Source organism: Streptomyces sp. NPDC001070, assembly GCF_053598835.1.
In genome coordinates, this window is record NZ_JBSFLB010000036.1 from 1 (window position 1) to 25908 (window position 25908).

Here is a 25908-nt window from a genome sequence, read left to right on the forward strand (position 1 = left end):
AGACTTCCTCCACACCTACAACCACCACCGCTGCCACACCGCACTCGGCGGCCACCCACCGATCAGCCGCGTGAACAACGCTGCGGGTCAATACATCTAGCAGCTGGGGACCCTGCCGCCGCTGCCGAGCGCGTCCAGGGCGTCGATCGCGCCGTCGAGGGTGGTGACCGGCACCAGCCGCAGCCCCTTGGGGAGTTCGGCCCTGGCGTCGGAGCACTCGGCCTTCGGGACGAGGAAGACGGTCGCGCCGTCGCGCCGGGCGGCCTGCTCCTTGAGAGGGACACCGCCCACCGGGCCGACCTTTCCGCCGGCGGTGATCGTCCCCGTACCGGCGATCCTGCGGCCGCCGGTGAGGTCGCCGCCGCTGCCGTTGCCGTCGATCTTGTCGATGATGCCCAGGCTGAACATCAGGCCCGCGCTGGGGCCGCCGACGTCCGCCAGGTGGAGCGTGACCTTGACGTCCGAGGAGGACAGCCCCAGCTGCCGGAGGGCCGCGGCGGTGGCGGCCTGCTGGGACTCGGTCATCTCCGCCTGGTTGTGCTGCTCGATCTCCTTGACCGTGCCGCCGGTCGGATAGACCGCGTCGCGCGGCATCACGGCCTGGTCGGTGGCGAACCAGGCCTTGAGAACATCGCCGAAACGGACGACGGCGTCGGGGTTGGTCGCCGCGATGGTGGTCATCCGCAGCTGCCCCGACGTCGCGCGGGTCTCGGTGCCGGCGACCGTGATCACCGGCTTGCCCTGGTCCTTGCCGAGGACGTCGGCCGTCAGTCCGGGCACGACGATCGAGATCGGCAGCGGCGCGAACAGGGCCACCGCCAGCAGTGCGGCCACGAGGGCGGCGCAGACGGCGAGGGTCCGGTTCCGGGCGGAGGCGAAAGGCATGGGGTGAATGTAGTTCACCGCGGCGCCCCGGACGTGCCGGGCCCCGGGCGCCCCACTGCCGGGGCGACCGGCGGGACCGTCCTCGCGGCACCCCGGCCGGCCCGTCAGCGCAGCGCGTCGGCGACCTCCAGCGCCGCCTCGACGACCCGGGGGCCGACCCGTTCCGGTATCGCGTCGGCGAGCATCACCACGCCGACGCTGCCCTCTATGCCGGGCACACCCACCAGCGGCGCCGCGGCACCGCTCGCCCCGGCCTCCAGCTCGCCGTGGGTGAGGACGTAACCGGGGCCCTCCGCGCACCGCGGATCGGGCTCGTAAGGCTGCGTGTTGCGCCCGGCGAGGATCGCCCGGCCCGCGGCGCCGCGGTCCAGGGAGTGCCGGAAACCGGTGCGGTAGGCGACGTGGTAGTCGGTCCAGCTGGGCTCGACGACCGCCACGGCGAGCGCCTCGCTGCCGTCGACCAGGGTCAGGTGGGCGGTGGCGCCGATGTCCTCGGCGAGGGAGCGCAGGGCGGGGAGCGCGGCCTCGCGCAGCAGCGGGTGCACCTGGTGCGCCAGGCGCAGGACGCCGAGGCCGACCCGGGCGCGGCCGCCGAGGTCGCGGCGGACCAGGGAGTGCTGCTCCAGTGTGGCCAGGAGGCGGTAGACCACCGTACGGTTGACGCCCAGTTTCGCCGCCAGCTCGGTGACGGTCAGTCCGTGGTCGGTGTCGGCCAACAGCTTCAGGACCCGCAGGCCCCGATCGAGCGTCTGAGAGGTCTCCGCGGTCACGACGCCCCCTTCTCGTGTGAGTGGCGGCTCATCTCTCACGGCGGGAGCACTGCCGGTCCCGCGGCAGAGCGCGGAGAGGCCACCGGTCTGGCGGTACCGGCTGCGCCCCGAGGCTGCTCTGCCACGGCGCGTTGCGTGACCGGAACGGTAGCGATGCGTACCGCTCAGCGGAAGACTTCGTCCACAATCCGGTCACACGGATGAGGTAGCGGGGCCGCGCGGCGTAAATCCTTCGCCGAACGGCCTCCCACACCGCAAGATTCACAGTCGCGCTGACGTACCATCAGCACCCTGGCCGGGCCCTCCCGATGCCGGCGGCGGCAGCGCTCAGCGCATCCGGGTGGCCCACTCCTGGATCTTCTTGATGCGCTCGTTGAGCTGCCCCGCCGAGGCCTCCGCGCTCGGCGGGCCGCCGCACACCCGGCGCAACTCGTTGTGGATGACGCCGTGCGGCTTGCCGCTCTGGTGGTTGTACGCGGCCACCATCGTGTTGAGCTTCTTGCGCAGCTCCAGCAGTTCCTTGTGCGTGACGATCGGGCGCCGCTCTGCGGGCAGTTCCAGCAGGTCCGCCTCCGTGTCCGGCTTCTTCCTGCTGTGCGCGATCTGCCGGGCCTGCCGCTTCTGCAGCAGCAACTGCACCTGGTCCGGCTCCAGAAGGCCCGGAATGCCCAGGTAGTCCTGCTCCTCCTCGCTGCCCGGGTGCGCCTGCATGCCGAACTCGGCGCCGTCGTACAGCACCCGGTCGAAGACGGCGTCGGACTCCAGCGCCTCGAAGGGCAGCATGTCCTGCTCGCCGGTGTCCTCGTCCTGCTGCTTCTCGGCCTCCGCCAGCTCCTTCTCGGACTCCGCGTACGGGTCCTCCTCGCCCTCCTTCTTCGGCTTGTCCAGGGCGTGGTCGCGCTCCACCTCCATCTCGCCCGCGAAGCCGAGCAGCATGGGGATGGTCGGGAGGAAGACCGAGGCCGTCTCGCCCCGGCGGCGGGACCGCACGAAGCGGCCGACCGCCTGCGCGAAGAACAGCGGCGTGGAGATGGTGGTCGCGTAGACGCCGACGGCCAGCCGGGGGACGTCGACGCCCTCCGACACCATGCGGACCGCGACCATCCAGCGCGAGTCGTTCCCGCTGAACTCCTCGATGCGCGCCGAGGCCCCGGTGTCGTCGGAGAGGACGACGGTCGCCTTGTGCCCGGTGATCTCCCGGATCAGCTTGGCGTACGAGCGCGCCGAGTCCTGGTCGGTGGCGATCACCAGGGCGCCGGCGTCCGGGATCGACTTGCGGACCTCCGTCAGACGCTGGTCCGCCGCGCGCAGCACGTTCGGGATCCACTCACCGGTCGGCGCGAGCGCGGTCCGCCAGGCCTGGCCGATCGCGTCCTTGGTCATCGGCTCGCCGAGCCGTGCGGAGATCTCGTCGCCGGCCTTCGTCCGCCAGCGCATGTTGCCGCTGTAGGAGAGGAAGATCACAGGGCGCACGACACCGTCGGCGAGCGCGTTGCCGTAGCCGTAGGTGTAGTCGGCGGAGGACCGGCGGATGCCGTCGTTCCCCTCCTCGTACGTCACGAACGGGATGGGGTTGGTGTCCGACCGGAACGGCGTCCCGGTCAGCGCCAGGCGCCGGGTCGCCGGCTCGAACGCCTCCAGGCACGCCTCGCCCCACGACCGGCTGTCGCCCGCGTGGTGGATCTCGTCCAGGATCACCAGCGTCTTGCGCTGCTCGCAGCGGTTGCGGTGCAGCATCGGGCGTACGCCGACGCCGGCGTAGGTGACCGCGACCCCGTGGTACTCCTTGCCGACCGGCCCCGCGCTGTACTCCGGGTCCAGCTTGATGCCTATCCGGGCCGCCGCCTCCGCCCACTGCTTCTTCAGGTGCTCGGTGGGGGCGACGACGGTGATCTGCTGCACGAGGTGGTTGTGGAGCAGGTACGAGGCCAGGGTGAGCGCGAACGTCGTCTTGCCCGCGCCCGGGGTCGCGACGGCCAGGAAGTCACGCGGCTGGGTCGCGATGTACCGGTCGAGGGCACCCTGCTGCCAGGCGCGCAGCTTGCCGGCCGTGCCCCAGGGGGCGCGGCCGGGGAAGGCGGGCGACAGGTGGTGCGAGTGCGAGTTGCTTGCGCTGTGCGGGGCGGTGGTAGTCACGGTCTCCGGTGACGGGTCGGGTACGACAACCGTCACAGCCTACTGGCGCGGGGCGGGGCGTCCCGGAAGGAACGGGGCGCGTTCGTCGCGGTGCGACGGGGGTCACACCGGGGGTCCCGTGCGGGTGCGTTGGGGTTGCCGTTGGGGGTTTCCCCGCCCCCCGCAGGCGCAACGGAGCCGCACACAACCACCAGCCGCAAGGGGCACCCGGGGCCCCTACGGGCCGCACCCCGCGGCAAGCGCCGCCAGCGCAGCCCCGATCGCCGCCGGATCGGAAACCGCACCGGAGGCGACCCCCACGACCAGCTCATAGGCCGCGTCCTGGTCGGCCGACCGCAGGTCGACCCCGTTGAGGGCGAGGAACACCACCGCCGCGAGCCACGCGGTCCGCTTGTTCCCGTCGACCAGGGGGTGGTTCGCCGCGATCGCGTGCAGCAGCGCCCCCGCGCCCGCGAAGACGTCGTCCCCGTAGGCCTCGACGCCGAACATCCGCGCCCGCGGCCGGTGCACCGCCGACGCGAGCAGCCCGGGATCGCGCACCGCGGGCGGTTCGCCGCCGCACGCGAGGCGGGCGAGATCGGCAACCTCGGCGAATGTGAGATGGCGCACGGTCACGTCACTCCCCCAGCCTGCGCAGCAGGTCCGCGTGGGCGGCGGCGTACGCCTCCCCCGCGGCGCGGACGCGCGCGGCCTCGGCCGCCTCGTACGCCCGCACCGCCGTGCGCACGAACTCCGCGACGGGCACGCCGTGCGCGTCGGCGAGGTCGCTCAGGGACTCCCACTCGGTGTCGGTGAAGACGACGGTCAGCTCTTTCACACCGGGACGGTAACCCCCCGGCGCACGCGACTCACCCGGTTTTCGGGCGGAGCCGGGCCGCGACGCCCACGCCCGCGAGGGCGAGGACGGCCATCGGGAGGAAGACGGCCGTGAACGCGCCGGCCGCGCCGCCGAGGGCGGCGAACACGGTGCCTGCGGCCGCGACCAGGACGACGCTGGACAGGGCGTCGGAGACCTGGAGGGCAGCCGAGTTCGCCCCTGCCTCCGCCGGAGGCGAGAGCTTGAAGAGGATGACGCTGAGGGAGGAGATGACCAGGCCCGCACCCAGGCCGCCCACGGCCCAGGCGGCGGCCGCACTCCAGGCGGGGGCGGCGTCGAGGAGCGGCAGGGCGGCACCGGCGATCGCCGCGGCCATCAGGAACATGCCGAGGACGACCATGCGTTCGCGGTACGGCTCGAGGCGGGGGCGGCCCTGGATCCACGAGCCGATGCCCCAGGTGATGCCGCCGCCGGCCAGGGAGAGCCCGGCGAGGGTGGGCGACATGTGCCGCTGCGTGACGAGCATGAGCGGGACGAAGCTCTCGGCGCCGAGGAAGGTGCCGGAGGCCACACCGCGCAGCAGCACCACGGACGGCAGGCCGCGGGCCGAACGGAAGGTGCCGCGGGGCAGCAGCCGCAGCGCGGCCGGGACGACGAGCGCGGCACCCGCGGCAGCGAAGACCAGGGACAGCGGCCGCAGGTCCTGCCCGGCGTACTGGAGCAGGCCCGCGCCGGCCGAGACGGCGAACGCGAGGCGCAGCCGGCGCCCGTCGGGGGCCGCGCGGTCGTCCAGGGGCCGCTGGAGGGGCGTACGGCGCAGCGCGGGCAGGCCCGTCAGCAGCGGCAGCACGACCAGGACGGGGATGGCGAGGAAGACCCAGCGCCAGCCGAACTGCTCGGTGACCGTCCCGGCCACGAGCGGGCCGACGATGGAGGGCAGCACCCAGGACGCGGCGAAGGCCGCCATCACCGCGGGCCGCAGCCGTTCCGGGTAGGCGAGGCCGACGACGACGTACAGGGCGACGATGACGAGCCCGCCGCCGATGCCCTGCACGGCGCGGCCCAGCACGAAGGGCCACATGGACTGGGCGGTGCCGGAGACGACAAGGCCGGCGGCGAAGGCGCCGATGCCTGTGACGAGCGGCGCCAGCGGGCCGGTGCGGTCGCTCCACTGGCCGCTGATGACCATCGCGAACAGCGAGGTGGTGAAGTAACCGGAGAACGCGAAGGCGTACAGCGGCAGCCCGTCCAGCTCCCGCGCGGCGACCGGCATGGCGGTGCCGACGGCGGTGGCCTCGAAGGCGATGAGCAGGACGACGGAGACCATCGCGAGGGTCAGCGCGCGGTAGCGGCTGCCCAGAACGGTGTCGGTGTCCGATCCGGCGAGCGTTATGCCTGTATTGCCGGAAACCGGCTCGGTGTCTGCGGTGGTCACCACGACAGGGTAAGGGGTCAATCCCCGTCTTGCCCCTGGCACCCGGATCGGCCTTTCGGCCTAGGCCCAGGAGAAGGGAGCCCGGGCCGGGGAAGGCGTAGGCCATGCCGCACTACACGTCGTACGACGGAACCGAGATCGCCTACCAGGACCGGGGAGAGGGGCCGGTGCTGCTCGCGCTCGCCGGGGGGCCGGGACGGGACGCCGCCTATCTGGGCGACCTGGGCGGGCTGGACCGGGGCAGGCGCCTGGTCGTCCCGGACAGCCGGGGCACCGGCGGCACCCCGCCGGCCACGGACCCGCTCGCCTACTCCTTCCTGCGGCTCGCACAGGACGTGGAGGCCCTGCGCGAGCACCTGGGTCTGGAGCGCTTCGCGCTGCTCGCACACGACGCCTCGGCCGCGACCGCCCAGGCGTACGCCGCCGCCTACCCGGAGCGGCTCACACACCTCGTCCTGGTCACCCCCGGCTCCCGCCTGCAGGGCGAGCTCCCCGACGACGCCCGCGAGATCTTCGAGAGCCGGGTGGGCGAACCGTGGTGGCCGGACGCGGTCGCCGCCCTGGCCGAACTCGAGACCGCCGACGACCTCGGCCGGGTCCGCGCGCTGCTGCTCCAGGTCGCGCCGATGGCGTACGGCCGCTGGGACGAGCCCCAGCGCGCCCATGCGGCCGCCGAGGGGAGCCAGTTGCACCCGGTCCCCCGGGCCGGCTTCTGGCAGGGCGTCGACGAACCCGCCCGGCTCGCCGTGCTGGCGCGGCTGCGCGAGGTGGCCTGCCCGGTCCTGGTCATCACCGGCGACCGCGACGCGATCACCGGCATGCGCGCGGGCGAGGTCGTCGCGGCCTCCTTCCCGCACGCCCGCCTGCAACCGCTGCACGCCGTCGGGCACTTCCCGTGGGTCGACGAACCCGGGCTGTTCCGCCCGGTGGTGGAGGAGTTCCTCGCGTCCCCCGGCGGTTCGTGAACGGCGTATGGCAGTCCCGTTGCGGGCCCCCGGAAAGCGTTGACCCGCTCCTGGGGGTCCCGCCTATGGTCGGGGTACGTCAACGACGCAAGGCCGTGTGCCCGAGTGGTTCAGGGGCTCGACTGCAAATCGAGTTACGTGGGTTCGATTCCCGCCACGGCCTCCACTGCCCTGACCAGGCAACACCGAAGGGCGGCCCCCTGGAGGTGCCGCCCTTTGGCCGTCCGTCTCAGTTGACCTGTACGAGTGCGTCGGCCGCGCCGTCGTCGTCATCGTCCGGCCGGCCCGTCTCCTCACTGGTCGCGGGGGCACTCAGATCGCGACGGACGGATGCCTCAACCGCAACGCCCGTCGGCCGGACAACCGGACTCGTCCGCCGCCCTTGGTCCTGCAACCCTCCGGGTACGAGACATGTCTGAGTGAACGTGGGATACGACGTGCGCCGACGGGTCTTCCTTCGGAGCGCGGGCTTCATCGCCCTCGCCGCACTGGGGGTGCTACTGACGGCGGGCGGTGTGTCCGCGCTGGTCGAGGATCTCGCGTTCTCACGGCACTTCCACTCGGCGGACCCCTGCGCCGGTGCCGACCGCGCCGATCTCCATGCGGCGTGCCTCCACACGGCGACGGCCGTCGTCACCTCCACCAGCACCGAGGGGCGCGGATCGCACGTCGTACGGATCGCCCTGAAGGGGCCCGATCCCATCGGCGGGGATGTCCGTCTGGACGACCCGCCCGACGTCTTCTACCGCTTGCACCACGGCGACCACGTCACGGTCACCGTCTGGTCGGGGACCATCACGGCAATGACCGTGCATGGCCGTACCCACCGGACCGAGGACGCTCCCGAATCCAACCTGCTGCTGGACGCGGCCCTCATCGTCGACGGCGCGGCGATGTCGCTGGGCGGCGCCTACATGATCTGGGCCTGGCGCTTCCGTCCGGAGGAACTCTCCGCTGACCTGCGCGAGTTGAAGGTGACCGGGAACTGGGTGGCGAGCCAGATCGTGCTGACCGTCCTCCTTGGCGTGCTCGCGGGATTCGGCAGTCTCACGCTTTTCCTGGCCCTCTGGGCGGTGTGCAGCGTTCCGATGAGCTACTGCTTCTGGCGCAAACTCCGCTACGGATGATCGCGATCTCGCGGGTATGGGCGTTCTGGGTGCCGTCTGCGTCTAGCGGGTCGCCGCAGACGATCGAGCCGAGCGGTTGGCGCGGCGGGAACGACTGCTGCCGGTGGAACGGGACGTTCCGGTGTTGCGTTGTGGGTGGCTCACCTGGGTCCCTTTGTCGATCCCTGGCCGTGGCCCGGGGGGTCGCCGGCGTTCCCCCTGCCCGGCGCGCCCGTGGTGGGGGCGGCTGCGGTCGTGGGCGCCTTGGTCGTGGGCGCCTTGGGCTCGCCACCGGTCTTGGAAGCGCTCACCGATGGACTCGGGGCCGCTGACTCCCCGGATGACTTCCCAGACGTGGCGGACGGATCGGCGGTGGGTTCGGCGGTCGAGCCGGGCTGGTTCGTGGCCGTCGACGAGTCGTCCTGCTTCTGCTCCTGCTCCTGCTCCTGGCCCCGGGGTAGCGGGCCGCCAGAGGGCTTCGAATTGAAGAGTCCGGCGATCACAGCGGCCATGAAGACGACGCAGACCGCCGCGACAGCGAGGCCCGCACGGCGGATCAGCCGGGTTCGGCGGCCCGATGCATCGACGAAGACCGAGCCGTCGTCGTGCTCGGCGTCGTTCTGGTCGTCGTCGGCGCCGGAGGAGTATGCGCCGTCCCGGTACGTGTGCTCATGCTCGGTGCCAGAGGCCCCATGGCCGGTCTCATGGGTGCCGTGGCCCCCCTCGTGGGCGTCGTGGCCGCCCCGGTACGTGTCGTGGCCGTCGACGTACGCGCCCTGCGGGTGGCCGTAAGCATCGCCGGGCGCAACCCCGTGACCAGTGGCCTCCGACTCGTGCCACCCGTGCGCCGCCGCCGGATCCGGGTATCGGTCGTACACCTGGGCCGTGTCGCCGTTCGGGTCGTAGATGACCCGCAGGCCCTGAATGTCGCCACTGTCCTGGTAGGCACCGTCCCCGGCATTCACGCCATCGGGGCCGCTCGCGCCATACGTACGGTTGCCGTGCTGAGGGTCCCAAGACATGGACGCAAAGTGTAGTTACTCGGGGGATCTGTGGTGCAGCGGGGGAGGATAGGCACGCGGGGCGAGGGCTGAGACGGTCCGATGACAGTCGCCGAAGGTGACTTCCGCTATCGCCCGCCGTCTCGGTCTCCGTCTCGTTCATCGCTGTGCGCGGCCGTCCAGGGCCGTTTGGTCATCTCCGGCACGCGAAGCGTCCGTACGGAAACGAACGCCGGCGAGCGCGGCCGGATCATGCCCTGACCAGCGCGGACACACCTGCGCATCGAGTTACGCGGGTTCGATTCCCGCCACGGCCCCCCTGCGAAGGGCCCGGTCCGCACGGACCGGGCCCTTCGGCGTGCATGACGGCGCGTCACGCCTGCGGGCGGGCCACCGCGTGCTGGGGGCGGATGGGGAGCCGGCTGACCGGGCGGCCGGTGGCGGCGCGGACGGCGGAGGCGACGGCGGCCGGGGAGACGACGACGGGGACCGCGCTGGCGGCCTTGGCGCCGAAGGGGGCGACCACGTCGCGTTCCTCGACCAGCCGCACGACGCGGATCGCCGGCGCGTCGAGCGCGGTGGGCAGCGAATAGCCGGTCAGGTTGGGGCGCTTGATGATGCCGCGCGGCGCGCGCAGGTCCTCCATGAGGGCCATGCCGACGCCCTGGGTGACCCCGGCCTCGATGCGGGCCCGCAGTTGCGCGGGGTTCAGGACCCGGCCGACGTCCTGGGCGACGGCCATCTCCACGACCCGGATCGCGCCGAGTTCGATGTCGACGTCGACCACGGCGCGCACGGCGCAGAAGGCGAGGCCCACGAACGCGTCGCCCTGACCGGTGTCGTCGAGCCTGTCGGTGGGGTGCGGGCGGCACTGGGCGGTGGCCCACAGCTCCTTGCCGGCCAGCTCCTCCTCGACGGTGGTGGACAGCACCCCGTCGTACGAGGTGATCTTGCCGTCGGCGATGGAGAGCAGCTCGGCCGACATGCCGAACTTCCCGGCGAGCGGCTGCAGCAGCTGGGTGCGCACCATCTTGGCGGCGCGCTCGACCGCGCCGCCGGAGACCCAGGTGTGACGGCCGCGGGCGGCGGCGCCGGCCGGGGGCTGGTCGGTGTCGGAGGGCAGGACGCGGACCTCCTCGATACCGAGGACCTCCTGCACGATCTGCCGGGCGAGGGTGGCGAAGCCCTGGCCGGTGTCGACGGCGGCGCAGATGACGGTGGCGGAGCCGTCGTGGACGCGCACCGTGGCGGTGGAGACCTCGTCGGTGCCCTCGGCGCCGAGCATGTGCACCATGCCGAGCGCATAGCCGACGCCGCGGCGCACCGCGCCCGGCTCGCCCGCGCCCTCCAGGCCGCCCGGGAGCAGCCACTCGGACTCGTCGTCGTCCATCGGCAGCGGCGGCAGGTCGGCGTCGCGCACGGCCTTGAGCAGCTCGCCGACGGGCGCCGGGCAGGTCACCGTCTGCCCGGTGGGCAGCAGGTCGCCGGTGGCCAAGACGTTGCGCATGCGGATCTCGGCCTGGTCCAGGCCCAGCTTCGCCGCGAGTTTGTCCATCTGACCCTCGTAGGCCGCGCAGACCTGCATCGCGCCCTCGCCCCGGACGTGGCCGGAGGGCGGGTTGTTGGTGCGCACCGCCCAGCCTTCGACGAAGACGTGCGGGACGACGTAGGGGCCGGCGGCGAAGGCGACGGCCGCGGCCAGGGCGTCGGAGGAGGTGTCGGCGTACGCGCCCGCGTCCAGCAGCACCTGGGCCTCGACCTTGACCAGCCGGCCCTCGGCGTCGGCGTGGTGGCGGTAGCGCAGCAGCGTGGGGTGGCGGTGGCTGTGGCTGAGGAAGGACTCCTCGCGGGTGGCCACGAACTTCACCGGGCAGCCGGTCTTCAACGCCAGCAGCCCGAGCGGGATCTGCACGCCGGAGTCCTCGCGGTCGCCCATCGCGCCGGGCACGCCGGTGACGACGACCTTGACGCGGTCCTGCTCCAGGCCGAAGCAGGCGGCGGCCAGGTCGCGGTCGGTGTGCGGGTCGGTGGAGGCCACGTACAGCTCCACGCCGCCGTCGGGGCGGGGCACGGCGAGGCCGGCCTCGGCGCCGACCGGGGCCGGGTCCTGGCGGCCCACCCGGTACAGGCCCTCGACGATGACCTCGCCGACCGCGTCGGGGTCGCCGAACTGCAGCGGGATGTGCCGGATCAGGTTGCCGTCGGGGTGCAGCGGGGGCGCCGAGAAGGCCCTTTCGGGGTCGATGACCGGTTCCAGGACCTCGTACTCGACCTGGATCGCCGCGGCGGCGAGCCGGGCGGTGTCGGGGTGGTCGGCGGCCACGGCGGCGATGGCCTCGCCGTGGTGCCGGACGGTGTCCTTGGCGAAGACCGGGCGGTCGGCGACCCGGCGGCCGTGCATGGCGTCGCCCGGGACGTCCTCGTGGGTCACCACGGCGCGCACGCCGGGCAGCGCGGCGGCCTCGGCGGTGTCGATGGACAGGATGCGGGCGTGCGGGTGCGGGGAGCGCAGCACGGCCGCCCACAGCAGGCCCTCGGCCCACAGATCGGCGGCGTAGGGGTACGTCCCCTGGGCCTTGGCGATCCCGTCGGCGGCGGGCAGGGAGGCGCCGATGCCGTGCGGCACGGACTGCTGCTCGGCGGCGCCTGTCGCGACCGTCGCGGGGGTGCCCATGGCCGGGGTGGCCGTCGCGGCGTCGGGGCCCGTCATCGCGCGTACCTTTCGCTGCCGCGAGGGGGGAGGTGGTGCTGGGTGAGGCGGTTCGGGGTGCTCACGCCGGGCCTCCGGAGGAGGGGCGCGGGTGCGGGACGCGGGCGCCGTCGGCCTGGTCCTCGGCGGCTTCGTCCGCGGCGGCGCCGGCGGTCTCCTCGCGCTCGGCCACGACCTGGCGGACGGCCTCCAGGACGCCCTGGTAGCCGGAGCAGCGGCAGAGGTTGCCGCTGATGGCCTGCCGGGTCTCCAGTTCCGTCGGGCTGTGGTTGCCCTCCAGCAGGTCGTGCACGGTCATCGCCATGCCGGGGATGCAGAAGCCGCACTGCACGGCCCCGCACTCGGCGAGCGCGCGCTGGACGTCCGAGGGCCCGCCGCCTGCGGACAGCCCCTCGACCGTACGGATGTCGCTGCCCGCGGCGGTCGCGGCGGGCACCAGGCAGGAGGCGACGAGGCGGCCGTCGACCTTGACCGAGCACGCGCCGCACTCGCCCTGCTCACAGCCGTCCTTGGCACCGGCGAGGCCGAGGCGCTCGCGCAGCACGTACAGCAGCGACTCGCCGAGCCAGGCGTCGGTGACGGGGCGGTCGGTGCCGTTGACGTTGAGGACGTACGAGGCCAGCGGGTGCTCGCTGTGAGCGTCCTCGTCGGGCTCGGCGGCGTCCTCCCGCGCGGTCCCGTCGTCCTCCCCGGCGAAGGCCTCTTCGGCGTCCCCGGCGTGTCCGGCGCCCTCTCGGGGGCCGGCCTCGGGCCGCGGCTCCTCCGGCGCGTCGGCGGCGGCCGGAGCGGGTGCGGGCGGGAAGCGGTACTCACCGGACTCGTCGCCGGCGCCGTCCGGGGCGAGGGGCAGCGTCCACTGGCCGGTGGCGTCCGCGGGGAGCGCCCAGCCGCCGTCCGCGGCGACGCCGGGGTGCGGTGCGGAGGGCGCCTGCGGGGCTGCCGGGGCGGACCAGGGTGCCGGGTCGGGGGTGGGCACGAAGGCGCTCACCGAGTACTCGCCGGAGTCGTCGGCGGCGGTGTCGTCGCGCACCACGGGGATCGTCCACGTGGTGGCCGCGTCGTCACGGGAGCCCGTGGCGGCGGACGCGTCGGCGGGGGCGACCGTTGTCGGCACGGCGGGCGGCTCGGGCGCGTAGCCGTGGCCCGGGGCGGCGAGCGGGTCGGCGCCGGGCTCGGCCATGGAGAGCTGCGCCGCGAAGGAGACGTGCATGGTCTGGTCGGCGTCGTACTCGCCGTGGGGCAGGGGCTCCCACACCCCGTGCCCCGGGGTGAATCCCCCGCCGTGCGGCATGGGGGACCCCGCCTGCGGCTGGTCGGTCATACGCCCGTCCGGTGTCCTGTCGTCGTACACGTCGTCACTCATGCCAGTGCCCTCCCCAGCGCGCGGCGGGCCAGTGCGGCAACCGTACGCCGCAGCTGGAGGGCCGCGGCGGGCAGTTCGGGGGCCGATGGGGGTCCCCCCACGCCGTCAGTGCCTAGGGGGCCGTCCGGGGCCGGCGCGGGGTCGGGGATGCAGGCGGCGGCGACGTACTCGCCGAAGGCCGTGAGGGCCTCGGGCGCCAGCGTCCGCTCGCCGTCCCAGTCGATCAGCCCGGCGACCCAGCGTTCGGCCTCGAGCGGCCGCAGCGGTACCGGTGCGACAGCTCCCACCGCGCAGCGTACGCCCCGGCGGGCCGGGTCGAGGACGACGGCGACGGAGGCGATCGCGCGGCCGGGCCCGGTGCGGCCGGTGGCCTTCAGGAAGGTCTGCGGCGCGTGCAGCAGCGGGACCCGGACGTAGGCCAGGATCTCGCCCGGGCGCAGCGGGTCCATGCCGGTGAGCAGGTGGCTGACGGGCAGCTCGCGGTTGCCGTCCGGGCCCGCCACGACGACGGAGGCCTCGAGGGCGGCCAGCACCGGCAGCGAGTCGCCGGTGGGGGCGGCGCCGGCGATGTTGCCGCCAAGCGTGCCCGCGTTGCGGATCTGCGGGGGCCCGGCGGCGCGGGCGGCGGCGGCCAGGGCCGGGATGAGCGCGGCGAAGTCCGGGCGGCCCATGCGGGCGTGGGTGAGTCCGGCGCCAAGCAGCGCCGCGCCGTCCGCGTACTGCCAGCCGCGGATCTCGCTGATCCGGCCGAGGCCGACCAGTCCGGCGGGGCGCAGCAGCCCGGAGTTCACGGCGGCCATGAGGTCGGTGCCTCCGGCGACGGGCACGGCGGTGGGCGTGGCGGCCAATGCCGCCACGGCCTCGTCGAGCGAGGTCGGCAACGCCACATTGCGCGCTGCCTGCCGTGCGTACGTGCTCACGCAGCTGCCCCTTCCCCGGCTGTCCGCGGTGCGGTAGCCGTACGGTACGTGCTGACAGCCCGGACGTGGCAACTCTGGCACATCTTCCGGGGTGATCAACGCGAGGGTCGCAAAGGAGAACCCGCCTTCCGGATGGAACTCCGTCCGGTTTGCGCCTTTATCCAGCTTGCGACGGGAATGGCCTCCTTCACGCGTCTTGCCGTGATTGGCCACACCACCTTGCCATCTCCCGCATTGACCGGCCCCGGGTTGTGGCACGCCTCACACGATCGGGGGCGGCCCCTCGATCGGGCGTCCGATGACGCCGGGACGCCGCTGCCACGGCAGCGGGCCGCCCGGCGGCCGGTATTCGACCCCCAGTGCGTCAAGTCGCCCGTAGTGGGTGACCATTCGCGCGGCGAAGCCCTCGTGGTCGCGGGCGGCGGGCGCGGGCAGGCTGCTCCACACCGTCTCGGCGAAGGCGGCGAGCCGCGGGAAGGCCATGTAGTCCACCGCGCGGACCGAATCCATCGTCTCCGTCCAGATGTTGGCCTGCGCGCCGATGACGTGGGCGGCCTCCTCGGCGGTGAGGCCGCCGGGGACCGGCTCGAATCGGTAGACGTCCTCCAGGGTGCGGACGTGGGCGATCGGCACGGGCTCGTCCTCGCGGTCCGACTGCCGCCAGTCCAGGTAGACCTGGCTCTGCGGGCACATCACGACGTCGTGGCCCGCCCGGGCCGCCGCGATCCCTCCCGCGTACCCGCGCCAGGACGAGACGGCGGCCCCGGCGGCCGGCCCGCCCTCCAGGATCTCCTCCCAGCCGATCAGCCGGCGGCCGCGCGCGGTCAGCCAGTCGTCGAAGTGCCGGACGAACCAGCTCTGCAGTTCGTCCTCGTCCCGCAGACCCAGCTCCTTGATGCGGGCCTGGACGGTGGCCGAGGCGCGCCACTGGTCCTTGGGGCACTCGTCGCCGCCGATGTGGACGAACTCCGAGGGGAAGAGCTCCAGGACCTCGGCGAGGACGTTCTCGTAGAAGCGCACGGTGGCCTCGGTGGGCGCCAGCACGTTCGGGTTGATGCCCCAACCGGTCAGCACCGGGAGGGCGGTGGTGTCCACGACATCCGTGTTGCCCAGTTCCGGGTACGCGGCGATGGCGGCCTGCGAGTGGCCGGGGATGTCGATCTCGGGGACGACGGCGACGTGCCGCTCGGCGGCGTACGCCACGATCTCGCGGAGGTCGTCCTGGGTGTAGTAACCCCCGTGCGGGCGCTCGTCCCACAGCGGCGACTCCCGCAGCCCGACCTTGGTGCGGGTGCGCCACGCGCCGACCTCGGTCAGGCGCGGGTATCGGCGGATCTCCACCCGCCAGCCCTGGTCGTCGGTGAGGTGCAGGTGGAGCACGTTGAGTTTGTGCGCGGCCAGCAGGTCGACGTAGCGCAGGACGACGTCCTTGGGCATGAAGTGCCGTGCCACGTCCAGAAGTACGCCGCGCCACGCGAAGCGCGGGGCGTCCTCGACGGCGCAGTGCGGCAGGCGCCACGTCCGCCCCGGCAGCGGGGCGCGCCGGAAGGCCGCGGCGTCGCCCAGCAGCTGGCGGAGCGTCTGGGCGCCCCAGAACAGCCCCGCCGGTCCCCCGCCGTCGATGTGCACGCCGTCCCGCGCGGACACCGTGAGGCGGTACCCCTCGGCGCCGAGGCGGGCCGTCACCTCGGGGTCGAGCGACAGCGTGATCGTCCCTGGCGTGCCCGCGGGCGGCGGGGGCAGCGGGAGCCCGGTGGCCGCGCCGAGCGTCGCGCGCAGCCAGTGCGCGGTCCGTTCGGTCCCGGGGCCGGCGGCCAGGGTGGTGCCGGGGCCCAGTTCGTGGTGACCGCCGTCGCCGTGCCGGTGCGCCTCGACGGGCGCCGGAATGAGGTCCATGGCGCCCATCCTGCCGCTGTGGGGGCAACTGGAGTAGACCAATCGCCGTTTTCCGGCCCGCCCGCCTGCCGCACGCGACGCCCGCCGGTCAGCCGCCCGTCCGGCGGACGCGCCCCAGGAGGACGGCGGTGACCAGCAGGCCCGTGACGCACCACAGCAGGTGGGCGGCGGTCACCACGCCCCACAGCACCGGCGAGGTGGCGTGCGCGACGGACAGGGCCAGGGTGGTGCCGATGAGTCCGGCGACGGCGGTCAGCTGGACGACGGCGTGCCGGCTGGTCAGGAAGTCCCGCTGCAGGAACACGTCCCCGTACCACCACCGCACCGCGCGGGCGCCCGCGAGAAGCACCGCCACGGCGGCCGCGGCGGCGCCCAGGACGGCGGGGAGCGGCCAGGGGCTGCCGTCGGCCGCGGCGGCCCCCGCGAGGCCGGTGGCGGCGAACGGCAGCGCGGGCAGGAAGGCCCCCGCGGTCAGGACGGCGGCCCGGGTGCGCGCGGGGTCCCCGGTCAACTCGGCGCGGGCGAGGGCGCGGACGGTCTGCAGGCGGCCCCTCCCGGTGCTGCCGGAGCGGCGGGCCTGGAGCAGCCACAGCCAGCCCGCCAGCGCCACCAGGACGGCGAGCGCGACCGCCAGCGTCCAGCGGCCGGCGAACAGCACGAGCGGGCCCACCAGGAGGACGGGTACCAGCCGCGGCCACCGGCGCCGGCCCGCCACGTCGGCGGGTGAGGCGCCGAGCTCCAGCGCCCGGGCCACGACCGTCCGGCGTTCGGCACGGGCCGCGGGCCGGGCGGACAGGTCCAGCGCCCGCGCCAGCGCGACCTGCGCCTCCGCCTCCCGGGGGGCGATCAGGACCGCGCGCCGGGCGGCCGCGAGGGCGTCGGGGCCGCGGGAGAGCATCCGGCAGGAGTCCGCGATCAGTACCTGGGCGCGCCAGTCGCGGGGGTCGGCGGCGGCGACCCCCAGCCCGAGCCCGAGGGCGGCATGGGCGTCACCGAGCATCTGCAGCACGAGCCCGGCCAGCAGCGGCGCGTCCGGGTCGCCGGGCTCCGCGTGCGCCAGCGCCCAGTCGACGGCCTCCCGGGCCCGGTCGGCCCGCCGCTCGTACGCGAAGATCCTGGCCCGTACGAGATAGCCGAAGCTGCCGTTGCGGGCGACGAAGGCGTCGTCGACGAGCGAGTGCGCCATCGCGAAGCGCCCCCGCTCGCACAGCCCGAAGACCCGCTCCGCCGTGAAGGCGTCGTCCTGTGCCATGTCTCCTCAAACGCGCGAGGCACGGCCGCGGTGCCGCGACCGTACCCGCCCGCCATGGAGGCGGCTACTTCTTGCCGCTCTTGTCCTTGTCCCCGCCACCGGAGGGCATGGATTCGAAGATCTCCTTGCACATCGGACAGACCGGGTACTTCTTCGGGTCCCGCCCGGGCACCCAGACCTTGCCGCACAGCGCGACGACCGGCGATCCGGAGAGCGCGCTCTCCATGATCTTGTCCTTCTGTACATAGTGCGCGAAGCGCTCGTGGTCGCCATCGCCTTGCGACACCTGCGGGGTCGGCTCGACGAGGGTGCCGGTGCCCGCCCCGCGCTCGGGCTCGAGAGTGCTCATGGCACGCAAGCCTAATTCAGAGACGGATCGTCCGGATACGTGGCGACCATCGCGAGTTCGCTGCGCTGCCTGCGCAGCACGGAGCGCCACAGCTGCTCGGGGTCCGGGGAGAAGACGTCCCCCGGCTCGGACTCCACCACGTACCAGGCGCCCTCCACGAGCTCGTCCTCCAGCTGCCCCGGCCCCCATCCGGCGTACCCGGCGAAGATGCGCAGGGAGCCGAGCTCGGCCGCCAGGAGCTCCGGCGGCGCCTCCAGGTCCACCAGGCCGATCGCGCCGTAGACCCGGCGCCAGCCCAGCGGCTCGGCGTCCTCGCCGTCCCGGGGCTCCCCGGGCACCACGGCCAGGCCCAGCGCGGAGTCCAGCGAGACGGGGCCGCCCTGGAAGACCACCTGGGGGGCGCCGGCCAGCCCGGCCCAGGACTCCAGGACGTCGCCGACCCCGACGGGCGTGGGGCGGTTGAGGACGACGCCGAGCGACCCCTCCTCGTCGTGGTCGAGGAGGAGCACCACCGCCCGGTCGAAGTTCGGGTCCGCGAGCGCGGGCGTCGCGACGAGCAGCCTGCCGGTGAGCGATGACACTTCGGTCATGGTCAACATAATCCCGCATTCCGCCGCCGCGCGGGGTGGCAACGATGCCCTTTTCCCTCCCGGGACCCGGTCGGAGGCGGCCGCGGCGGCGACCCTCCGAGGCCGCGCGAACGCGCAGGGTGCTGTAGCGAAGCCATTACATGAGTGGGACCTCACAGGCCTCCACCGGGCCACGGAAGGCCGATTACCATTTCCCCTTGGTGCCTGCGGGGACCCAGCTTCTTTTCTGCCCCTCTCCAGGAACGCGAGAGCAATGACCGGCCTTAACGATGTACTGCTCGTCCACGGCGGCACCCCGCTCGAGGGTGAGATCCATGTCCGCGGCGCGAAGAACCTCGTGCCCAAGGCCATGGTGGCCGCCCTGCTCGGCAGCGAACCGAGCCGGCTGCGCAATGTGCCCGACATCCGCGACGTGCGCGTCGTACGGGGCCTGCTGCAGCTGCACGGGGTGACGGTGCAGGCCGGCGACGAGCCCGGTGAACTCGTGCTCGACCCCTCCAAGGTGGAGAGCGCGAACGTCGCGGACATCGACGCGCACGCGGGCTCCTCCCGGATCCCGATCCTGTTCTGCGGCCCGCTGCTGCACCGCCTCGGCCACGCCTTCATCCCGGGCCTGGGCGGCTGCGACATCGGCGGCCGGCCGATCGACTTCCACTTCGACGTGCTGCGCAAGTTCGGCGCGGTGATCGAGAAGCGCCCCGAGGGCCAGTACCTGGAGGCCCCGCAGCGGCTGCGCGGCTGCAAGATCGAACTCCCGTACCCGTCGGTCGGCGCGACCGAGCAGGTGCTGCTGACGGCCGTCCTGGCCGAGGGCATCACCGAACTGCGCAATGCCGCGATCGAGCCGGAGATCGAGGACCTCATCTGCGTCCTGCAGAAGATGGGCGCCATCATCACGATGGGCACCAACCGCACCATCCAGATCACCGGTGTGGACAAGCTCGGCGGCTACAACCACCGCGCCCTCCCGGACCGCCTGGAGGCGGCCTCCTGGGCCTGCGCGGCCCTGGCGACCGAGGGCAACGTCTACGTCCGCGGCGCGAGCCAGCGCGAGATGATGACCTTCCTGAACGTCTTCCGCAAGGTGGGCGGCGCGTTCGAGGTCGACGACGACGGCATCCGCTTCTGGCACCCCGGCGGCCCGCTGAACGCCATCGCCCTGGAGACCGACGTCCACCCCGGTTTCCAGACCGACTGGCAGCAGCCGCTGGTCGTCGCCCTGACCCAGGCCTCCGGCCTGTCCATCGTCCACGAGACGGTGTACGAGTCCCGGCTGGGCTTCACCTCGGCCCTGAACCAGATGGGCGCCCACATCCAGCTCTACCGCGAGTGCCTGGGCGGCACGCCGTGCCGCTTCGGCCAGCGCAACTTCCTGCACTCCGCGGTCGTCAGCGGCCCCACCCGGCTGCAGGGCGCCGACCTGGTCATCCCCGACCTGCGCGGCGGCTTCTCGTACCTCATCGCGGCCCTCGCGGCGCAGGGGACCTCGCGGGTGCACGGCATCGACCTGATCAACCGCGGCTACGAGAACTTCATGGGCAAGCTGGAGAAGCTCGGCGCCAAGGTCGAGCTGCCCGCCGGGGACTGACCGGACGGACCCGCAGGACACGCCGAAGGGCGGCCTCCCCGCACGGGGAGGCCGCCCTTCGCATGTCGCGACAGGTCGCGGAATTACTTGCCCTTGGCGGCTTCCTTGAGCTTCGAGCCCGCGGAGACCTTCACGCTGTAGCCGGCCGGGATCTGGATCGGGTCACCGGTCTGCGGGTTGCGCGCGGTGCGCGCGGCGCGGTGGCTGCGCTCGAAGGTGAGGAAGCCGGGGATGGTGACCTTCTCGTCGCCCTTGGCGACGATCTCGCCGACGACCTCGGCGAACGCGGCCAGAACGGCGTCGGCGTCCTTGCGGGTCACCTCGGCGCGCTCGGACAGCGCGGCCACCAGCTCACTGCGGTTCATCTAAGTACTCCTTGCATGGAAACCCCAACGTCGACAGTCGGGGAAGACGCATTGAAGACGCTACTCGCGCTTCTGCGGTGCGGCCCTCACCGCCCAGGTACGCATCCTGCCCCTATTTCTGGGGGAAACGCCAATCCGGCACCCGGGAGAGTCACACAAAAAGCGGGTCGTGTACGGCTCGATGACGCTCCGTCGTCACGACGTCGCGGTGAGGCCCTGCGACTTGGCCGCCTCACGGACGGCGCCGGCGACGGCGCCCGCGACCTTGTCGTTGAAGACGCTCGGAATGATGTAGTTCGGGTTGAGCTCGTCCTCGCTGACCACGTCCGCGAGGGCGGTGGCGGCCGCGAGCATCATCTCGGTGTTCACCGTACGGCTCTGGGCGTCCAGCAGACCGCGGAAGACGCCCGGGAAGACCAGCACGTTGTTGATCTGGTTCGGGAAGTCGCTGCGGCCCGTGGCGACCACCGCGGCGGTCTCGCGGGCGACCGCCGGGTCCACCTCGGGGTCGGGGTTGGCGAGCGCGAAGACGATGGCGCCGTCGGCCATGGCCGCGACGTCGTCGCCGTCCAGGACGTTGGGGGCGGAGACGCCGATGAAGACGTCGGCGCCGCGCACGGCGTCCTTCAGAGTCCCCGTGATCTCATCGGGGTTGGTGTTGTCGGCGATCCAGCGCAGCGCCGACCCGGAGCCGGCCGCCACGAGGTCCTCGCGGGCGCTGTGCACGACGCCGTGGATGTCGGCGACCACCGCGTGCTTGACACCCGCCGCGAGCAGCAGCTTGAGGATGGCCGTACCGGCGGCGCCGGCACCGGACATCACGACCCGTACGTCACTCATCTGCTTGCCGACCACGCGCAGCGCGTTGGTGAGCGCGGCGAGCACGACGATGGCGGTGCCGTGCTGGTCGTCGTGGAAGACCGGGATGTCCAGGGCCTCACGCAGCCGGGCCTCGATCTCGAAGCAGCGGGGCGCCGAGATGTCCTCCAGGTTGATGCCCGCGAAACCGGGGGCGATCGCCTTGACGATCTCCACGATCGCGTCGGTGTCCTGGGTGTCCAGGCAGATCGGCCAGGCGTCGATGCCCGCGAAGCGCTTGAAGAGCGCCGCCTTGCCCTCCATGACCGGCAGCGCGGCCTTGGGGCCGATGTTGCCGAGGCCCAGCACGGCCGATCCGTCGGTGACGACCGCGACGCTGTTGCGCTTGATGGTCAGGCGGCGGGCGTCCTCGGGGTTCTCCGCGATCGCCATGCAGACCCGGGCCACACCCGGGGTGTAGATCATGGAGAGGTCGTCCCGGTTGCGGATGGGGTGCTTGGACGCCATCTCGATCTTGCCGCCGAGGTGCATCAGGAACGTACGGTCGGAGACCTTGCCGATCGCGACGCCCTCGATGTGGGCCAGCTTCGCGACGATCTCGTCCGCGTGGGCGGTCGACGTGGCCGCGATGGTGACGTCGATGCGCAGCTTCTCGTGGCCGGAGGCGGTCACGTCCAGGCCGTGGACGGCTCCGCCGGAGGCTTCGACGGCCGTGGTGAGCTGGCTGACCGCGGATCCGCTCGCGGGCACCTCCAGCCGCACCGTGATTGAGTACGAGACGCTCGGCGCCGTTGCCATGGCCGCTGTTCCTCCGCTGTCGCTGTTCGTGCGCCCTCGATGCTGCCACCTACCGGCCGGTACGCGTAAACCCGGGGGCCCTACAACAGAATGTTGAGTAGCGATGGGAGTCAACGGAAGCTTGTGTGCTTAATGTTCCCCGAGCCGCCACCGAAACGGCGGACGCGCACGGAATGACAATCGCGGATCGTTTGTTAGCCTGGGTGAGGCACCGGCTCGATCCAAGCCCCCGGGCCCAACCTTAGGCGCTTCGAGCGCCCACTTGCCGCGAGGCGAGCATGGCGGGTCGGTGTCACATACGTCCGGCGGGGCGCCCTTCGATGAAGGGCGCCCCGCCGTCGTCATGGGGGCCGGTCCAGGGGGTCAGTCCCGCAGCAGGTCCGGCACGCCGGCGGCGTCCGGCAGGTCGCGCTTCCCGGAGAGCACCGTCAGCCGCTGCGTGGCCCGGGTCAGCGCCACGTACAGCACTCGCAGCCCCGCCGGGGACTCGTCCGCGATCTCCGCGGGCGAGACGACCAGCGTCGCGTCGTACTCCAGGCCCTTGGCCTCCAGGCTGCCCAGCGCCACGACGCGCTCCCCCAGCCCCGCCAGCCAGCCCCGGGCCTCCTCACGGCGGCCCATGGCCACGACCACGCCCACCGTGCCTTCGACCTCGCCCAGCAGCCGCTCGGCCTCAGCGCGCACCGCCTCGCCCGGATTGCCGTCGGCGGCCACGACGAACTGCGGCACGATCCCCGTGGAGCGCACCGCGCGCGGCGACTCGCTGCCCGGCATGGCCAGGGCCAGCACCTTCGCGGCCAGGTCGGCGATCTCCGCCGGGTTGCGGTAGTTCACGGTGAGCGTGAAGCGGCGGCGCGGGCGCGTGCCCAGGGCCTCGTCACGGGCAAGGGCCGCCTCGTCGGGATCGGTCCACGAGCTCTGCGCGGGGTCGCCGACGACCGTCCAGGTGGCGGCACGGCCCCGGCGGCCCACCATGCGCCACTGCATCGGGGTGAGGTCCTGCGCCTCGTCGACGATCACGTGCGCGTACTCCGTGCGCTCGGCGTCCAGCCGCTCCTGGCGGCTGCGCCGCCCGCCGGCCATCCGGTCGGCGTACGTGGTGACCTCGTCCAGACCGGTGAGTTGGTCGAGCGGGTCCGCCTCACGGGTGCGCACCCTCGGCGGCGGGCCGAGCAGCGCCTCCAGCTCGTCGAGCATCGCGACGTCGTGCACGGACAGCGCCCCGCTGCCCGTGGCGTCCAGACGGCGCAGCGAGCGGGCCACCCGGCGCACCTCGGGCGGGGTCAGGACACGCCGCGCCCAGCGGCCGAGCCGCTTCTCGTCGGCGAGCGCCGCCAGCACTCCGCGCGGGGTCAGCACCGGCCACCACGCGGCCAGGAAGTCGATGAACTCCTGCTCGGTGGAGATGTCCTCGTCGAAGCCCTGCCGCTCCTCCGCGGCCAGCTCGGGATCGTCGAAGCGCCGCCCCGCCTTGCGCCACAGCGCGTCCAGCAGCAGGCGGCGGGCCCGGGGCCGCAGCAGGTTGACGGGCGCCGTACCGCCCAGCACCGCGTGCCGGATCGCCGACAGCTCCTCGGCGCCCAGCTCCAGCCGCCGCCCGAACGCCACCACCCGCAGCCGGTCCGGGCACTGCCCGTGCTCCGCCCCGTGCTCCAGCACGCCGCGGGCCGCCTTGCGCAGCACCTTCAGCATCCGCAGCGAGCCCTTGATCCGCGCGACGGCCGGATCGTCGTACGTGGTGGCCTCGGCACCGTCCACGAGCGAGCCGACCGCCCGGATCGCGACCTGCCCCTCCTCGCCCAGCGACGGCAGCACGCCCTCGGTGTACGCCACCAGCAGCGGCGTCGGGCTGACCACCAGGATCCCGCCCGCGTACCGGCGCCGGTCCTGGTACAGCAGGTACGCGGCCCGGTGCAGGGCCACGGCCGTCTTGCCCGTGCCGGGACCGCCGGTCACCTCGGTGACGGAGGCGGCGGGGGCGCGGATGACGACGTCCTGCTCGGCCTGGATGCTGGACACGATGTCCCGCATCGTGTGACTGCGGGCCTGGCCGAGCGCCGCCATCAGCGCGCCGTCGCCGACCACGGGCAGCCCGGTGGTCAGCTCCGGGCGCAGCAGGTCGTCCTCGACGCCCAGAACCTTGCGGCCCTTGGAGCGGATGACGCGCCGGCGCACGACCCGGCCGGGGGCGACCGGGGTCGCGCGGTAGAACGGCGCGGCCGCGGGGGCCCTCCAGTCGATCACCAGCGGCGCGTAGTCGGCGTCCAGCACGCCGAGCCGGCCGATGTGCAGCGTCTCCGCGACGTCCGCCGTGCCGTCGGCACGGACGGCGTCGTCGGCGGGCTCGACGGAGGTGTAGGCGCCGTCCGGGCCCTTCTTGCCGTCCTTGCCCAGCAGCAGGTCTATCCGGCCGAAGAGGAAGTCCTCGAACTCCGCGTTCAGCCGGTTCAGGTGCAGCCCCGCCCGGAACACCTGCGCGTCGCGCTCCGCGAGCGCGCCCGGTGTGCCGACCTGGCCGCGCTTGACGGCGTCGTCCATGAGGAACTCCGCCTCGTGGATCTTCTCCTCGAGCCGGTCGTACACCCGGTCCAGATGCGTCTGCTCGACCGCGATCTCCGTGTCCCGGACCGCTGCCACGCAGGCCCCCTTCTCTTCTTTCCGTACGTCACACGCTGCGCGTGCCGCCCCCGCGAACGGGGCAGCCTGCCACCGTACGCCAACCAGGCGTTTTCCGCCCACTCGGCAGGTGCCCCGCAGGGTCCGGGGTGCCCCGCGCCGCCGCGCGCGGGCGCGCTGCGCTTCGCGGACCGGGGGTTCGCGGCACGGCCCGGAGGTTCGCGGCACGGCCCGGGGGTTCGCGGCACGGCCCGGGTCACGCGGAGGCGTACTTCCCCTCCGCGGCCGGGTCCAGCGCGAGGCGGTATCCCCGCTTGACCACCGTCTGGATGAGCTTCGGCGCTCCCAGCGCCGCCCGCAGCCGCGCCATCGCCGTCTCGACGGCGTGCTCGTCGCGCCCCGCCCCCGGAAGGACCCGCAGCAGGTCGGCGCGGGAGACGACCCACCCCGGGCGCCGGGCGAGGGCCCGGAGCAGGGCCATCCCGGCCGGGGGGACCGCGCGGAGCTCGCCGTCGACGACGACCGCGTGGCCGCGGATCTCGACGCGCCGTCCGGCGACGGGAAGGGGGCGCACCCGCCCGGGGAGTTCCGCGGCGAGCAGCTGGACCAGCGGCCCGAGGCGGAAACGCTCGGGCTGGGAGGTGGGCACCTCATGGGCCTCCAGCGGAAGCGCCGTGACGGGGCCCACGCAGGCGGGGAGGATGTCGTGCCGCAGGGCGTCGAGCAGCTCGCCGCGCAGACCGCGCCGGTCGGCGCGCTCCAGCAGCGACGCCGCCGCCGGGGCGCTGGTGAAGGTGACCGCGTCCAGCCCGCGGGCGACGACCGTGTCGATGAGCCGGTCGACGGGGCCGATGTCCTCCGGCGGCATCCAGCGGTACACCGGGACGCCCACGACCTCCGCGCCCGCCGCGCGCAGTGCCTCGCTGAAGCCGGGCAGCGGCTCCCCGTGCAACTGGACGACGATCCGGCGGCCGGCGACGCCCTCGTCCATCAGCCGGTCGAGGACCTCCGCCATCGACTCGGACGCCGGCGACCAGGACTCCTTGAGCCCGGCGGCGCGGATCGCGCCGCGCACCTTGGGGCCGCGGGCGAGGAGTTCGACGTGGCGCAGCCGTTCCAGCAGGGGCTCGCCGAGTCCCCAGCCGTCGGCGGCCTCGATCCAGCCGCGGAAGCCGATCGCCGTGGTGGCGATCACGACGTCGGGTCCGCGGTCGAGCAGCCGCTTGGTCGCGGCGAGCAGTTCCGTGTCGTCCGGCAGCGGGACGATCCGCAGCGCGGGCGCCCGCATCACGGTGGCGCCGCGCCGCTCGAGGAGGGCGCACAGTTCGTCGGCGCGGCGGGCCGCGGTGACACCGACCGTGAAGCCCGCCAGGGGAAGGACGTCTGCGTGTCGCACTTGCATGGCTCTTGCCTCGCTCCGCCGGAGGTGAACGTGCACGGAAGGCCCGGGACCGTCCCGGGTCCCGGAGTCATGCGCCCCGTTCCGCGCATGGTTCCAAGGCCCGGTGACGGTCTCGGTTCACCGGC

General features: G+C 73.4%; 21 protein-coding genes, 1 tRNA gene and 1 pseudogene. 5 read left to right on the top strand and 18 right to left on the bottom strand.

The genetic code is table 11. The annotated features are described in order from the left end of the window. Positions 1 to 100: pseudogene (locus ACWDAS_RS33930) on the top strand (IS481 family transposase); the annotation flags it as partial. On the opposite strand, the gene ACWDAS_RS33935 reads toward ACWDAS_RS33930, so the two are convergent. The 6 genes from ACWDAS_RS33935 to ACWDAS_RS33960 form a co-directional block, all read right to left on the bottom strand. Beyond that, complete coding sequence (locus ACWDAS_RS33935) at positions 97 to 885, bottom strand: S16 family serine protease (RefSeq protein WP_450398575.1); 789 nt, start codon at positions 883 to 885, stop codon at positions 97 to 99. The pseudogene ACWDAS_RS33930 and the gene ACWDAS_RS33935 sit on opposite strands and share 4 nt — an antisense overlap. Before the next feature lie 104 nt (positions 886 to 989). Continuing rightward, positions 990 to 1655 carry an IclR family transcriptional regulator gene (locus ACWDAS_RS33940; RefSeq protein WP_450398576.1) on the bottom strand — a complete coding sequence of 222 codons (666 nt, stop codon included), beginning with the start codon at positions 1653 to 1655 and terminating at the stop codon, positions 990 to 992. A 327-nt stretch (positions 1656 to 1982) separates the two neighbouring features. Continuing rightward, a complete protein-coding gene (locus ACWDAS_RS33945) occupies positions 1983 to 3791 on the bottom strand; it encodes a DEAD/DEAH box helicase (protein ID WP_450398578.1) in 1809 nt (602 codons plus the stop codon). A gap of 216 nt (positions 3792 to 4007) precedes the next feature. Further along, complete coding sequence (locus ACWDAS_RS33950; RefSeq protein ID WP_450398580.1) at positions 4008 to 4400, bottom strand: type II toxin-antitoxin system death-on-curing family toxin; 393 nt, start codon at positions 4398 to 4400, stop codon at positions 4008 to 4010. A gap of 7 nt (positions 4401 to 4407) precedes the next feature. Beyond that, positions 4408 to 4608 (bottom strand): hypothetical protein, encoded by a 201-nt coding sequence (locus ACWDAS_RS33955; RefSeq protein WP_450398581.1) that lies wholly within the window; start codon positions 4606 to 4608, stop codon positions 4408 to 4410. Between the two features lie 31 nt (positions 4609 to 4639). Then, the gene (locus ACWDAS_RS33960) at positions 4640 to 6046 is read right to left on the bottom strand and encodes an MFS transporter (RefSeq protein ID WP_450398583.1); all 1407 of its coding nucleotides are present in this window, start codon (positions 6044 to 6046) and stop codon (positions 4640 to 4642) included. Between the two features lie 101 nt (positions 6047 to 6147). On the opposite strand from ACWDAS_RS33960, the gene ACWDAS_RS33965 reads away from it, so the two are divergent. The 3 genes from ACWDAS_RS33965 to ACWDAS_RS33975 all read left to right on the top strand — a co-directional run bounded on the left by ACWDAS_RS33965 (position 6148) and on the right by ACWDAS_RS33975 (position 8135). Then, the gene (locus ACWDAS_RS33965; RefSeq protein WP_450398585.1) at positions 6148 to 7008 is read left to right on the top strand and encodes an alpha/beta fold hydrolase; all 861 of its coding nucleotides are present in this window, start codon (positions 6148 to 6150) and stop codon (positions 7006 to 7008) included. Between the two features lie 91 nt (positions 7009 to 7099). Continuing rightward, positions 7100 to 7174 (top strand) — tRNA-Cys (locus tag ACWDAS_RS33970). 253 nt (positions 7175 to 7427) lie between these two features. Next, the gene (locus ACWDAS_RS33975) at positions 7428 to 8135 is read left to right on the top strand and encodes a hypothetical protein (RefSeq protein ID WP_450398587.1); all 708 of its coding nucleotides are present in this window, start codon (positions 7428 to 7430) and stop codon (positions 8133 to 8135) included. A 140-nt stretch (positions 8136 to 8275) separates the two neighbouring features. Here ACWDAS_RS33975 and ACWDAS_RS33980 read toward each other — a convergent pair whose 3' ends face one another. The 8 genes from ACWDAS_RS33980 to ACWDAS_RS34015 form a co-directional block, all read right to left on the bottom strand. Continuing rightward, entirely contained in the window at positions 8276 to 9136 is an 861-nt protein-coding gene (locus ACWDAS_RS33980) for a hypothetical protein (protein ID WP_450398589.1), read from the bottom strand. 352 nt (positions 9137 to 9488) lie between these two features. Continuing rightward, a complete protein-coding gene (locus ACWDAS_RS33985) occupies positions 9489 to 11825 on the bottom strand; it encodes a xanthine dehydrogenase family protein molybdopterin-binding subunit (RefSeq protein WP_450398591.1) in 2337 nt (778 codons plus the stop codon). A 61-nt stretch (positions 11826 to 11886) separates the two neighbouring features. Beyond that, a complete protein-coding gene (locus ACWDAS_RS33990; protein WP_450398593.1) occupies positions 11887 to 13188 on the bottom strand; it encodes a (2Fe-2S)-binding protein in 1302 nt (433 codons plus the stop codon). Then, positions 13185 to 14108, bottom strand: coding sequence for an FAD binding domain-containing protein (locus ACWDAS_RS33995; RefSeq protein WP_450398595.1), 924 nt, complete (start codon positions 14106 to 14108; stop codon positions 13185 to 13187). Before ACWDAS_RS33995 ends, ACWDAS_RS33990 begins: the two co-directional genes overlap by 4 nt. A 261-nt stretch (positions 14109 to 14369) precedes the next feature. Continuing rightward, entirely contained in the window at positions 14370 to 16004 is a 1635-nt protein-coding gene (locus tag ACWDAS_RS34000; RefSeq protein ID WP_450398597.1) for a beta-N-acetylhexosaminidase, read from the bottom strand. Between the two features lie 88 nt (positions 16005 to 16092). Further along, entirely contained in the window at positions 16093 to 17256 is a 1164-nt protein-coding gene (locus tag ACWDAS_RS34005) for a hypothetical protein (RefSeq protein ID WP_450398599.1), read from the bottom strand. 64 nt (positions 17257 to 17320) lie between these two features. Continuing rightward, positions 17321 to 17605 (bottom strand): DUF3039 domain-containing protein, encoded by a 285-nt coding sequence (locus ACWDAS_RS34010; RefSeq protein WP_450398600.1) that lies wholly within the window; start codon positions 17603 to 17605, stop codon positions 17321 to 17323. Between the two features lie 11 nt (positions 17606 to 17616). Further along, positions 17617 to 18195 carry a YqgE/AlgH family protein gene (locus ACWDAS_RS34015; protein ID WP_450398601.1) on the bottom strand — a complete coding sequence of 193 codons (579 nt, stop codon included), beginning with the start codon at positions 18193 to 18195 and terminating at the stop codon, positions 17617 to 17619. A gap of 253 nt (positions 18196 to 18448) precedes the next feature. Here ACWDAS_RS34015 and murA point away from each other — a divergent pair, with 253 nt between their 5' ends. After that, on the top strand, positions 18449 to 19783 hold the full coding sequence (murA, locus tag ACWDAS_RS34020; RefSeq protein ID WP_450398602.1) for a UDP-N-acetylglucosamine 1-carboxyvinyltransferase: 1335 nt from the start codon (positions 18449 to 18451) through the stop codon (positions 19781 to 19783). Positions 19784 to 19866: 83 nt separating this feature from the next. Here the strand turns inward: murA and ACWDAS_RS34025 are convergent, their stop codons facing one another. The 4 genes from ACWDAS_RS34025 to ACWDAS_RS34040 all read right to left on the bottom strand — a co-directional run bounded on the left by ACWDAS_RS34025 (position 19867) and on the right by ACWDAS_RS34040 (position 25777). Beyond that, positions 19867 to 20148 (bottom strand): HU family DNA-binding protein, encoded by a 282-nt coding sequence (locus tag ACWDAS_RS34025; protein WP_018564081.1) that lies wholly within the window; start codon positions 20146 to 20148, stop codon positions 19867 to 19869. Positions 20149 to 20343: 195 nt separating this feature from the next. Then, complete coding sequence (locus ACWDAS_RS34030; protein ID WP_450398604.1) at positions 20344 to 21765, bottom strand: malic enzyme-like NAD(P)-binding protein; 1422 nt, start codon at positions 21763 to 21765, stop codon at positions 20344 to 20346. A gap of 363 nt (positions 21766 to 22128) precedes the next feature. Further along, entirely contained in the window at positions 22129 to 24402 is a 2274-nt protein-coding gene (locus ACWDAS_RS34035; RefSeq protein ID WP_450398605.1) for a UvrD-helicase domain-containing protein, read from the bottom strand. 235 nt (positions 24403 to 24637) lie between these two features. Then, on the bottom strand, positions 24638 to 25777 hold the full coding sequence (locus ACWDAS_RS34040; RefSeq protein ID WP_450398607.1) for a uroporphyrinogen-III synthase: 1140 nt from the start codon (positions 25775 to 25777) through the stop codon (positions 24638 to 24640). Positions 25778 to 25908 lie beyond the last annotated feature (131 nt).

What these genes read in the sequence shown, in the direction of transcription:
- ACWDAS_RS33985 (WP_450398591.1), bottom strand. Translation starts at nt 11,825, where the DNA reads ATGACGGGCCCCGACGCCGCGACGGCCACCCCGGCCATGGGCACCCCC.
- ACWDAS_RS34005 (WP_450398599.1), bottom strand. Translation starts at nt 17,256, where the DNA reads ATGGCACAGGACGACGCCTTCACGGCGGAGCGGGTCTTCGGGCTGTGC.
- ACWDAS_RS33965 (WP_450398585.1), top strand. Translation starts at nt 6,148, where the DNA reads ATGCCGCACTACACGTCGTACGACGGAACCGAGATCGCCTACCAGGAC.
- ACWDAS_RS33980 (WP_450398589.1), bottom strand. Translation starts at nt 9,136, where the DNA reads ATGTCTTGGGACCCTCAGCACGGCAACCGTACGTATGGCGCGAGCGGC.
- ACWDAS_RS33990 (WP_450398593.1), bottom strand. Translation starts at nt 13,188, where the DNA reads ATGAGTGACGACGTGTACGACGACAGGACACCGGACGGGCGTATGACC.
- ACWDAS_RS34010 (WP_450398600.1), bottom strand. Translation starts at nt 17,605, where the DNA reads ATGAGCACTCTCGAGCCCGAGCGCGGGGCGGGCACCGGCACCCTCGTC.
- ACWDAS_RS34030 (WP_450398604.1), bottom strand. Translation starts at nt 21,765, where the DNA reads ATGGCAACGGCGCCGAGCGTCTCGTACTCAATCACGGTGCGGCTGGAG.
- ACWDAS_RS33935 (WP_450398575.1), bottom strand. Translation starts at nt 885, where the DNA reads ATGCCTTTCGCCTCCGCCCGGAACCGGACCCTCGCCGTCTGCGCCGCC.
- ACWDAS_RS34015 (WP_450398601.1), bottom strand. Translation starts at nt 18,195, where the DNA reads ATGACCGAAGTGTCATCGCTCACCGGCAGGCTGCTCGTCGCGACGCCC.
- ACWDAS_RS34000 (WP_450398597.1), bottom strand. Translation starts at nt 16,004, where the DNA reads ATGGACCTCATTCCGGCGCCCGTCGAGGCGCACCGGCACGGCGACGGC.
- ACWDAS_RS34025 (WP_018564081.1), bottom strand. Translation starts at nt 20,148, where the DNA reads ATGAACCGCAGTGAGCTGGTGGCCGCGCTGTCCGAGCGCGCCGAGGTG.
- murA (WP_450398602.1), top strand. Translation starts at nt 18,449, where the DNA reads ATGACCGGCCTTAACGATGTACTGCTCGTCCACGGCGGCACCCCGCTC.